The organism is Moorena producens PAL-8-15-08-1 (genome assembly GCF_001767235.1).
GTDB lineage: Bacteria > Cyanobacteriota > Cyanobacteriia > Cyanobacteriales > Coleofasciculaceae > Moorena > Moorena producens_A.
Genome location: NZ_CP017599.1, coordinates 1948863 through 1960000 on the forward strand (window position 1 = coordinate 1948863; position 11138 = coordinate 1960000).

Consider the following 11138-nt stretch of genomic DNA (forward strand, 5'->3'; position numbering starts at 1 on the left):
CATTAGCCATTAGTCATTAGCCATTAGTCATTAGTCATTAGTGGTAAGTTAACTAATAATCAATCAAATCGTAGATTTGTAATAGGTTGTGTTCTGACTTTCCCAGGTAATTACCATACCCTGCTGCTTCAGATTCTCTAATTCATGGAGCAACTCTTGAGGGCTGAATCCAGTGCGATTTGCTAATTCATTGATGTCCATCTCCTCCACCCCCTGCAAGATTTCCATGATATTACGACTCTGGTTAAGCAACTCCTTAAAGCCATTGTTATTGAAGTAATTATTATTAAAGACAGGCATTCCAGTCAGCACACCAGTTTGAGCTTCAATCACCTCGTTGATGCTTATTCCATCTGAGGTAATTTCAAAAAACCGGATTTCTTTGCTGTGGGGCGCTCCCCTGACCTTCATAATGTTTATGGCTCGTCCAATCCGACCGGATAGTTCTACATAGCGCAAGAGGATAACATTATCCACCACAAAGGAGACGCCATACTCACTCAACTGAAACGGTCCGAATAGCTCCCCAATTTCATTGGTTACGATGGTGGTCACACCTTGAAGTTTCAACTGGTTCACTAACGAGTAAATATAGTCTTTGTAGCGAACCTTATTTGGGGTGGCAATCTCAATATCCTTGAGAGAATCAAGCATAATCCGGCGAGCCTTAACCCTGTCTACAACAGCTTTAACCTTAGCAGCATGGATATCCGGCTGTAGTTCTACGGGAGAATCATACATATGCACTAGCATTCCCTGCTTTTCCATCGCCTCTAAATCCCAACCTAAGGACATGGCAATGGCTTTGAGCTGTTGGGGATTTTCTTGGAAGGTAACAATTACTCCAGGCTCCCCTTTGAGAATTCCAGCCACAATGAAGTGAAGTCCCATCAAGGTTTTACCAGTGCCTGCGCCTCCAGCAACCATAGTTGCCGTGCTATGCTGCAATCCCCCATCTAACATCCTATCCAGTTCAGGGATGCCAGTGGAAAGTTTTTCTTGGCTGACCTGGGTCTTCATCCATAAGTTCTTCAGCATCTTAATCCGGGGATAGACTTCTATGCCAGTCTGACTGATTTCAAAGGGGTGCAACCCGGTAAAATAATTTTCCCCCCTGAGTTTGAGCACATCTAAATAACGCTGGAAGTGTAACCCCAGAGGCTGATTTTGCAGACGAATAATCCCATCGGCGATGGCAAAGATCGGTTGATGTTTAATTTCTTCGTCAGTGTATTCCCCTACTAAAAAAGCTGTTACTCCCCAAGTGGTCAGACGCACTGAGAGGTCGTAGCCAAACTTACGTACTTCTACTGGATCCGTTGCCAAATCATGAATGGCTTTGAAGCTATCAATGCCGATCAGGGCAGGTCGGTACTCTTTTACGTAATTAATAATGGCAGCGACCGCTTCTTTTAGACCCTGCTCTCGGATAATCTCGCCGATGTCGAGATAAATTACCGCAGTACCTACCTTACTGGGGTCAAAAAAATCAAACTTTTGTAGGTAGTGCAGTAATTTGACTGAAGGTTCCGATAGGGTGACTAAATAAAGCGCTTTGTGCTCTGTAGTAGCATTGGTGTATAGTATTTGCTGGGTAAAGATCGTCTTACCAGATCCGGGTGGCCCACTGATGATGTTAATGGACAATTCCGGAATACCACCAGAGAGAATCGAGTCTAGACCAGGAATACTAGTAGGCAGTTTACCTAAGGGCTTTGTCCGAGGACTGATCATATAAGTTTTTTCCCTTCAATTTCCTTGAGTAATTGTCTGACTAGAATGTCGCCCGTCAAGATGGCTAGAATATCGATTAGGGTTGTGACTAACTCTTTGAGCGCCTCACGAATTAACAACCGTTGTTCTGGTGAAACCTTTTTGCGAAACACCTCAAACGAAACTCCCTCGGCACTTGATTCTATGTAGCCAATCAGGGGATATTTTTCCGCTGTCAAAGCTAGAGATCTTTCCATAATCGACACTACTGTCACTCTACCTAAGGTCGGCATAATCCGGTCCCAGATCGTGGTGAGCAAATCTTCGTAAATGTCGATAACTTCTTCCTTACGGGCCTCTGTCTTCGCCTGGTCAACTTGATCCTGGACTGGCTGTTCAGCTAATGGTTGTGCCGATCGCATCTCCATTTCTCTATTAGGATCGCTCATCGCACTCTCCTCAAAGTTTCGTGCCCAGTTAAGGTTAAGAAAACTATTAGTTCTAGCTGAGGGGGTTATATAATAAGCCCTGAAATGCCCACTATATAAAGCTTTTAGGCCAATAACTCAGGCAAGATACAGACCGAAATTGACCCTGGATTCATTGTCTTGATGCAAAGCGCGAGTGGATGAAACCACGGCAGTTGCTCATCGGGGTTACCCCCGCAGGTCGGCACTGCCTCCCCGTGAGGCCACTGCATCGTTTTCTGGAAGCTTAAACCCTTATAACTAGGTCCAATGAAGCGCCCAAAACAGCATGTATCTTTCTGTTACTTATGGGCTAAAACTCTTACCCAGTAATGATTTCAGCTGGCATGTCGCCCCCTCAGTAGTTCTATTCATGGCTATCTATGGATAACTACCAGTTTATCCCATCAATTTCCACAGCTTATTATATTATTAAAATTAATCGGATTGGTTAGCTATTTTTTAAGATTTTTTTAAGATTTTTTTAGTAATACCGAATCAAAAACAAACAAAAATTAATACAAAAATATTTAATTATAATTAACATAACTTTTATTAAAGGAAAAGTAAACAACGCCTCTAAGGATAGTAACACAATACTGAAGCAATAGAAAAATTCAGTTTTTTTTTATCTCGATTAACTGCTCATACCAAATCCTGTTCCCATACCCCCCTGATCCGCATCGCCCTAGATTCCTGGCATAAAAAGATTTGGTCGATTTTTATAAAGGGGTAATGACCAAGCGGATTTGGTATGAGATTCGCTAGTATAAACCACTGGTGCGTTCACTCAACAAAAGAAGAAACTATGAGAAACTTGACCTCCCGCATGGAGGCGGTGCAGTTGCCAGTCATTCCCATGGTTGCGGAACTGATCCGTAAATATCCTGAGACCATATCCTTAGGACAGGGGGTGGTCTATTATGATCCCCCCCCAGAGGCAATGGCAATGTTGCGTGAATTCTACAGCTTACCAGACAATCATAAGTACAAACCCGTACATGGAATTGCGGCCTTGCGAGAGGCAATTGAGGCAAAACTGAAAACTGATAACGATATTGAAATCAATTCTGCTCACCGCATCGTTGTCACCGCAGGAAGCAACATGGCGTTCATGAACGCGATTCTAGGAATTACCACTCCCGGGGACGAGATTATTCTTCAAACGCCTTACTATTTCAACCAGGAAATGGCGATTCAGATGGCAAGCTGTCATCCAGTCCTGGTGCCAACCGATCAGAATTACCAGCTACGTCCGTCAGCGATCGCACAGGCTATTACCGATAGAACCCGGGCAGTAGTTACCATATCACCTAATAATCCTACTGGGGCGGTATATTCCCAAGAGGCATTGCGTCAGGTAAATCAACTTTGTGCCGATCACGGAATTTACCACATTAGTGATGAAGCTTATGAGTATTTTACTTACAACGGGGTGAAACACTTTTCCCCAGGTGCCTTTCCCGAAAGTAGTCAACACACTATTTCTCTGTACAGCCTCTCCAAAGCCTACGGTTTTGCCAGTTGGCGGATTGGCTACATGATTATTCCAGAACACTTGTTTGAACCAATTCAAAAAGTTCAGGATACAATCCTAATTTGTCCCCCAGTCATTTCTCAGTATGCGGCTTTAGGGGCATTGAATACTCGAAAAAATTACTGTCAACCTCATATTAATGCGATCGCGTCTGTACGAAAGGTGGTATTGAACTCCCTGAAACGTCTAGAGGGTTTGTGTACCATTGGTTCTGCGGATGGAGCGTTCTATGTTTTCCTAAAAGTGGATACTCAGTTGGATGCTTTTGAATTGGTAGAGAGACTGATTCGGGAACATCGAGTAGCTGTGATGCCAGGTACCGCCTTTGGTATGGACGATGGGTGTTACCTCAGACTTGCTTATGGTGCTTTGCAAAAAGAAACTGTAGCAGAAGGTATTGAACGATTCGTTGCAGGTCTTAACGAAATTTTACAAAAAGTTTGACCCAAGGGCAGGAGATGCAAAAAATATTGTGTAGAAAAATTGACTCACAAATTGTCTACAAGGGATGAGGTATTAGACCAGTTTTTTTTATAGTGAACCCACCAAGAAGGGGTGGGTTCATAATACATGCTTATTGAGACTGATGTCATCTAAACCTGCTTACTGGCTTGGTTTTGGCAAAGTCTGGTTAGGCGTTATTGATGCTTCTGTCTGGCAGAATCCACCATAACACCGGAGACAAAATCATACAGGAAATAGAAAAAATTAACACCAGTAATAGAACTTGGCTCAGTTCGCTATCCATAGGTCTTACCTCTTTATTATCAACTCAGGCTTTTTCAAGCCTCTAGGTTTATACTTCAATCTGACTTAAGTGTATTCCGGATAACAAATTCTGGGTAGTTCTTATGGTAAATATTTGTCTACTCTGGTAAACTTTATGGTTAATTTATAATAAGTTTTATTGCAAAGTCGCGGAAATTCCAAAAATATCATCCCAAATGCGTAGGTGCGCTTTCCGTTGGCGAATTAAATTCGCCACGGGTCGCACCTGTTGACTAATTATCATTCCCTTCTCAAGTAATCGGTAATTGGGAATGGGTAATTAACAGTTAGCAACTAACAATTACCCATTCCCAAAAATTCAGGGACTATTTGGTAAGTGATTAACTGCACTTGGTATCAGTGTTTTATTGATGTAGGAAACCACCTGGTTAGCCAAACATATCTGACACGATTCCTTGGAACGAATTAATTACCAAAATGTTTTTTATTCGAAGTCATTATAAATACTTACACTATCAATTATCTTGAAAAGGCTATATATAATATCGAGTCAGGTTGACTGGGTTGTAAACAAGCCCACCTACTTCATCCTTGATACTTCAACCTTTTATATAATGCCCAGAAGATACTTTCTGCTCTCTTACCAAAGTAAGACTAACCCATTGCCCTTTATCGTTAAAAGAGCGAATCAGCCGCTGACGTTGGTTAGGTTGCCACAGCCAACCTACTTCTAGAAAGAAAGAATGACCTGGCTTAACCGTTATTGGACAAGTAGACGATGCCCCATCGGGCAATAATAAAACTTGAGTAGAAACAGCACCCTTCTCTTGGTGCGCGTTCCCTCTCTTGGTCAGCATTCCCTTGCGACTTTCGTCGTCGCGGGGTCTGACCGCTAGGTCGGGTTTCCCGACCGGGGTCGCACCGCCGTCAAAATACAGAATTGAGCCATCAATCTTAGCGCTAGAGGTGATGGTACGTAATGATTCTCCTGTGCCAAATGTGAGTTGTTGTACTAAGCGGTTACTTTCATGATGCTGGAGTTTAAGGTGAGTAGGATAGATGTTAGGCGTCCGCAAATCAGAATAGAGGGTTACTGCCTCTCCACGCCACTCTCCGAGCAACTGTTCCAAGGTTAATGGTGGACGTTCTGGTGTATCCGTACCTGCCAGTTTTTCTCTAATTAAGGTCAACTGCTTCAGCTGACTCTCCCTGTTATACAGTTGCACCATCCGCAGACGACGGTTACCCTCAATCAAGCCAAATTCTGCCCCAAATTCGCCATAAGGAATCCACTGTAGTGCGCCTTGGGAAAACGCACCACTGTCAAAGAACATAAGATAGCGATCTACATTGGTGTATTCGAGAATTCGGTTGAATATAGCTTGTTCAGGTGGCAGATAGCGAAGAGTCAAACGAATTTTTTGGTTATCGTCGAGTCCTTCTATGGTGAGCACAGAGGGAATATCTTTTAACTGTTGCCCTTTTGGTGAGAATGTGGTAAATGAACCATGCCAACTCCCTTGATTTTGCAAAAAACATTCCCATTGCGATCGCATAAGTAGTCTTTAGTTATTAGCTCTTAGTCATTAGTCATTGGTCATAAGTCCTCTGTTACTCTGAACCACTTCCCATGACCCTAACCACTGACAAAATACCAGAATTAGACCAAATTTAGGTAACTGTCTACTAACCTCATTTCCCGATAGCGATGGTTTCGAGACTAACAGCTAAGCAACTACCGAGCAAACCCACTGAACCCCCCAGAATCAACAGCAGTAAGGGTAGCACAACAATTTTCAGTGGATCCGGTGGCACCACTGTAGCGATAAATTCGATAAAATCAGGTCCAGTCGCGAGCAGATTAGTCAGAAATTGCCGCAGACCGATCAACAAAACCCAGGCTAGGACTGCCCCAGCTACACCAAAAGTAATTCCTTGCAACATGAACGGCAGATAAATCCAGGATCTGGTTGCCCCAACTAGCTGCATAATCTCAATTTCCTGGCGTCTTGCGATCACAATCAGGCGCATTGTGGTGGTAACAACTGCCACTGCGGTCAGACTGAGAATGGTAGTAATGATCAGACTCACCCAGCCTAAACCGTGATGAAGCTGTCGCATTTGTTTGAGAGTCTGATCCATATACTGCACCTGATCTATTCCTGGCAACTGTGACAATTGCTGGGCAAGAATTAGCACATCCTTTGGTTTGCTTACCTTTACCTTCAGTTCATCCACTAGGGGATTCCCTTCCAACTGTTCCGTAGCAGCAGCAATGTCGGAAATTCCCAGTTCCTCAACCAAGGATGCCCAAGCTTTTTCTTTGGAAATGGTTTGAACCGCCATCACCTTGGGCAGTTTCTGAACTGCTGGTAAGACCATTTCTGCCTCAGCCCCTGGTTCGAGATAAACAGCTACTTCTAGTTGATTCCCCAACTGATTGAGTAGCCCACCTAACTGCCAGGAGGCTTGCCAGCTTATACCAAACAGGAACAATAGGACAGTGACGGTGCTCACCGCCGCCCAGTTGATCCAGCCGCCACGTTGTAGACCTAAGAAAGTTTCCCGCAGCAGGTAATCCAGTTGAGTGAGAAATTTAAACATCCGTCCCTGACTTGGTGTTACTGTTGGGTTCTAATCCATAGAGCGGCTAGTTTCAAGGAAAATCAAAAGCCGTAGAAGAATTTTGGGATAGCAATAAATCACAAGAAACGTACGATTCTGAAATAACTCCCACCTATGGGCGACCAGGGATAATCAATGAAATCATTGGGGCGCAGTCCCCATCCCCTCTCTTGGTGCGCGTTCGGTGTGGCCGTTGGAACTTCGCGCCTTGTCGCACCGCAGCGAAGCGCGAAGGCTGTTGGGGGGTGGGGCATGATAAACTAAGCAAGCGAGGCAAGACTATAATAATAGACCAACTTAGGCACTCTGTCTTAGGCACTCTGTTGAACAAAAATGAGCGACGCATTCCCCCACCTGGCCTACGGCCACGCTGCGCGAACGTTCAGGTGGGGGTTAGGAGCGCCAAAATGTGATATAATGGCATCATCTTGAGCGGTACGGCAAAGGACAGACAAGATTCTGAGCAACCCTGAGGCACGACCTCTCTAGGATTGGGAAAATTAACTTATAAATCTTTTCGAGTCGGTTCATAAACGTCAGACTCTCAGGTAAAAGCTTCATTGAATAAGCCCCATAGCGGAAGCGATGCAGCGCCTTCATGCGGGGGTTTCCCCCATGAGCGACTGCATCAAGACAACGACTTGGGGGAACATGCCAGCAAAAGTCCTGGATATTCGGCGAGGATGCCGCCTGTCGCGAGGGATAAACCCTTGTAATCAAGACGGATACCCCCACCTCGCGAACGCAGGTGGGGGAAGCATTCATGAATCTGTCTGTTGAGTGTTCTAATCCCTTAGCAGCTCTAGTCTAACCCTAACCATAGCCTGACTAACAAGTCGATAACCCCATGACTGCTGAACTTATCGTTGAAAAGAAAAAATTAGAAAATCCACCATTAACAATTCATTATCTAGGCGATCGCGTCCTGCGTCAGCCTGCCAAGCGGGTTGCTAAAGTAGACCACAACATCCGGAAATTAGCTGAGCAAATGCTGCAAACCATGTACAGTGCAGATGGTATCGGTTTGGCAGCCCCTCAGGTCGGGATTAATAAGCAAATGATTGTGGTTGACTGTGAGCCTAATAACCCAGACAACCCACCGCTGGTGTTAATTAACCCAGACATCAAGAGTTTTGGTACCACCCCTTGTGATGGCCAGGAAGGTTGTTTGAGCATTCCCGGTGTCTATTTAGATGTCACCCGTCCAGACGACATTGAAGTAGCCTACAAGGATCAAAACGGACGCCCTAGAACCTTAAAGGCGAATGGATTACTATCTCGCGTCATTCAGCATGAGATAGACCACCTTAAAGGAGTGATGTTTGTTGATCGGGTGCAAAATGGTCTCGCCTTGACTGAAGAATTGAATAAGCACGGTTTCTCACCCCAAGCGGTGAAACCCATTCAATAACTATACCAATCTGATTTTATTTGTGAAACCTCTGGTGAGGTGCTGATCGGGTGATGGAAAAGACTATAAGCACCTGTTATTGTTCAATTTTAAATTACGATTGCTATAGTCACAGTTGCTATAGTCACAGTAATCTTTCTACTCCCTTAACCTTCTACAATTTACTCAACTGTGACTGCTCTTATAAACTTGATCTGAAGTTCGGTTAATCACTTATAATAGGGTTTATATTATCGGTATAAATTAAGGTATAAATTAAAAATTTGCAATTGTAAATATTCAATGTTTAATTAACTAACACCCAAGCATGATAAATAGTAAAAATCACTAGATATGACCTATTACTTAGCGGTTAGCTATAATTGATTGCGCCACAGCTAATTTAAATATTATGATTTCTGATAAAAATAATCTGTCACAAAAAAGCTTATGATGACACCAAAAAGTGCTCTGTTTTTGATGATTGCCTGTGTTGCTGGGATTGCGGCTGTGGGTTCAATTTTTGAACTTTCCTATGGTGACCCCGAGTTAGGTAAGTTGGTGACTGGAATTATCCTCGCTGCTAGTATTCCTATTGGTGGTCTCTCTTTCTACCTAGCGGTGCTTGATGCCAGGGCGAATATAAAGGGCTAAGGACATTTGAAAAAATAGTAGTGTAATTCGTTTGGTGGTGCAATTCCTTTGCTATAAACCATCGAAAACTATGGGTGATTAGGATCCAAGGATATACAAAAACGTTGCACAACTGATTACTATCCTGGTGATGTTAATGCAGCCAAAGTAATCCAAAGGCTCTGCTAAGGCGACCGTTGGGCATTTGGGAAGTACGGAACGGATGCAGCGCGTTCTTGGGGAGCCAGTCGGCCAAAGGGGTTTCCTACTGGGCTGGAGAGCGATGCAGCGCCGACCTGCGGGGGTTTCCCCCGGAGACCAAACCTTAGACAGTTGAGCCTTTATGGTTGGTAGGCTATGCATAAAAGGTGTAAAACTTATTGATTAGCGTGATTTGCGCGGTCTTGGGGGTTTCCCCCATGAGCGACTGCATCAAGACAAGGCTCAACTGTCTTACGGTAAATTCAAACCACTCGCGCTCTGCATCAAGACAGGTGCGGAACACTGCGATCGCACACAGACCCATGCGCCATGAGCGACTGCCGTCAAAAGCCCCACTCGCGCTCTGCATCAAGACAGGGTCGATGTTTCCTATATCTGTGTTGATCGAGAAATCTGCAAAGGAAAGAAACGTTCTTGAAACTAGAATCCCCTGCCGGATTAGCATGGGGAGTGTGAATAACCAATAACGACCAAAGTAGCAATGACTGGTCAAGTTTACAGTGGATTTCTGCGCCAGCTTTCCACTAGTGATAACAAAGAGATACTTGCCGTACTACCCCTTTCTGAATTAGAGGATAACGTCATTGGACGTGACCCTAACTGTAAAATTTCCTTAGATCCCTATCGCTACGTCAGCGTATCGCGCCGTCATGCGGTAATTAGCCCTCTGACCCCTCTAAAAAATGGCTGTCCCCGCTGGGAAATTTGTGACCTTGATAGTGTGAATGGCACCTATGTGAATGGCGAATATTTGCAGGGTTGTCAGGAATTGCAGTCAGGGGATCGGATTGAGTTGGGTCACGATGGTCCAAAATTCATCTTTGAGTGCGAGGTAACGACATCCCTTGATTTGCCATCCATCCCATCCCACACTATTGCCATAGAAAAACCCCTAAAACCGATTAGCAAGATACCAAAGCCTCAGACCGATTATGTCACCTTCACCCAACTGTTTCCCATCTTGTCAACAGGACGGGATTTAAATCAGAAAGCTTTTTTGGCTCCTGGTATCGTGACTGTACTCTTTGTCGTATCAATGTTTGCTGCAGTTGGTCAACCAGTAGTTTTTAATCTTTTGCTAGCTGCCTACTTGGCAGGATTAGCCTATTACTTTGTTTACCAACTTTGTGGCAAACCTAAACCTTGGTGGGTGCTGCTGGGTAGTACTCTATCCACCAGTTTAATTTTGGTCAGTCCGCTGCTGCCCCTATTTATCAAAATTTTTCGGGGAATTTTACCTGGCGATATACCACAACTAGGTGAAGTTATCAACTTGACTACTTTATTCATCCGGATGTTTTTTGGTGCTGGGTTAATGGAAGAGTTGCTCAAGGCTATACCTATGCTGGGACTATATGGTTTGGGACATTTCCTGCGTACCCCTTGGCGAGAAAGAATTGGTGTCTGGGAACCCCTCGATGGAATTTTATTGGGGACAGCATCGGGGGTGGGATTTACTTTGGTAGAAACCTTAGGCCAATATGTGCCGAATATTATAGACGGTGTGATACTGCCAACTACTGAATTGGAGGGTGACCTGTTAGGATTGCAGTTGCTGATTCCTCGGGTTCTTGGGTCAGTGGCAGGACACATGGCTTATAGTGGATACTTCGGGTATTTTATTGGGTTAAGCGTCCTCAAACCCCGTAAGCGTTGGCAGATCATAGGCATTGGCTATCTGAATGCTTCTGCTCTGCATGCCTTGTGGAATGCCATGGGATATGTTAATAGTATACTCTTGGCAATAGTTGGGGTTGTGTCCTACGTCTTTTTAACAGCGGCAATTCTCAAAGCAAGGGCACTGTCACCAACGCGATCGCAA

Annotated in this window: 11 protein-coding genes (1 of these 11 only partly in view); 4 read left to right on the forward strand and 7 right to left on the reverse strand. The window is 44.3% G+C overall.

The genetic code is table 11. The features are described from left to right. Positions 1 to 63: 63 nt before the first annotated feature. Both BJP34_RS07450 and BJP34_RS07455 read right to left on the reverse strand, forming a co-directional pair. On the reverse strand, positions 64 to 1734 hold the full coding sequence (locus BJP34_RS07450) for an ATPase domain-containing protein (protein ID WP_070391801.1): 1671 nt from the start codon (positions 1732 to 1734) through the stop codon (positions 64 to 66). Continuing rightward, positions 1731 to 2162, reverse strand: a complete 432-nt coding sequence (locus BJP34_RS07455) for a hypothetical protein (RefSeq protein WP_070391802.1) — start codon at positions 2160 to 2162, stop codon at positions 1731 to 1733. Before BJP34_RS07455 ends, BJP34_RS07450 begins: the two co-directional genes overlap by 4 nt. Before the next feature lie 826 nt (positions 2163 to 2988). Between BJP34_RS07455 and BJP34_RS07460 the strand changes: the two genes are divergently transcribed. After that, a complete protein-coding gene (locus BJP34_RS07460) occupies positions 2989 to 4161 on the forward strand; it encodes a pyridoxal phosphate-dependent aminotransferase (RefSeq protein WP_070391803.1) in 1173 nt (390 codons plus the stop codon). An 884-nt stretch (positions 4162 to 5045) separates the two neighbouring features. Here BJP34_RS07460 and BJP34_RS07465 read toward each other — a convergent pair. The 3 genes from BJP34_RS07465 to BJP34_RS39015 form a co-directional block, all read right to left on the reverse strand. Continuing rightward, a complete protein-coding gene (locus tag BJP34_RS07465) occupies positions 5046 to 6002 on the reverse strand; it encodes a DUF3598 family protein (protein ID WP_070391804.1) in 957 nt (318 codons plus the stop codon). Positions 6003 to 6138: 136 nt separating this feature from the next. Continuing rightward, the gene (locus tag BJP34_RS07470; RefSeq protein WP_070391805.1) at positions 6139 to 7050 is read right to left on the reverse strand and encodes a cell division protein FtsX; all 912 of its coding nucleotides are present in this window, start codon (positions 7048 to 7050) and stop codon (positions 6139 to 6141) included. A gap of 444 nt (positions 7051 to 7494) precedes the next feature. Beyond that, positions 7495 to 7836 (reverse strand): hypothetical protein, encoded by a 342-nt coding sequence (locus BJP34_RS39015; RefSeq protein WP_149030848.1) that lies wholly within the window; start codon positions 7834 to 7836, stop codon positions 7495 to 7497. 82 nt (positions 7837 to 7918) lie between these two features. On the opposite strand from BJP34_RS39015, the gene def reads away from it, so the two are divergent. Together def and BJP34_RS07480 are read left to right on the forward strand one after the other, a co-directional pair. Next, complete coding sequence (def, locus tag BJP34_RS07475) at positions 7919 to 8482, forward strand: peptide deformylase (RefSeq protein WP_070391806.1); 564 nt, start codon at positions 7919 to 7921, stop codon at positions 8480 to 8482. A 432-nt stretch (positions 8483 to 8914) separates the two neighbouring features. Next, a complete protein-coding gene (locus BJP34_RS07480; protein WP_070391807.1) occupies positions 8915 to 9115 on the forward strand; it encodes a hypothetical protein in 201 nt (66 codons plus the stop codon). 78 nt (positions 9116 to 9193) lie between these two features. Here BJP34_RS07480 and BJP34_RS39020 read toward each other — a convergent pair whose 3' ends face one another. Further along, entirely contained in the window at positions 9194 to 9457 is a 264-nt protein-coding gene (locus BJP34_RS39020; RefSeq protein ID WP_149030849.1) for a hypothetical protein, read from the reverse strand. Beyond that, positions 9450 to 9665, reverse strand: coding sequence for a hypothetical protein (locus BJP34_RS07485; RefSeq protein ID WP_149030850.1), 216 nt, complete (start codon positions 9663 to 9665; stop codon positions 9450 to 9452). The genes BJP34_RS39020 and BJP34_RS07485 overlap by 8 nt, the downstream gene beginning before the upstream one ends. Before the next feature lie 132 nt (positions 9666 to 9797). Here BJP34_RS07485 and BJP34_RS07490 point away from each other — a divergent pair, with 132 nt between their 5' ends. Then, positions 9798 to 11138: the 5' portion of a PrsW family glutamic-type intramembrane protease gene (locus tag BJP34_RS07490; protein ID WP_070391809.1), read on the forward strand. The gene runs 30 nt beyond the window's last position; 1341 of the gene's 1371 nt are visible here — the first part of the coding sequence; the start codon lies at positions 9798 to 9800; its stop codon lies beyond the right edge, outside the window.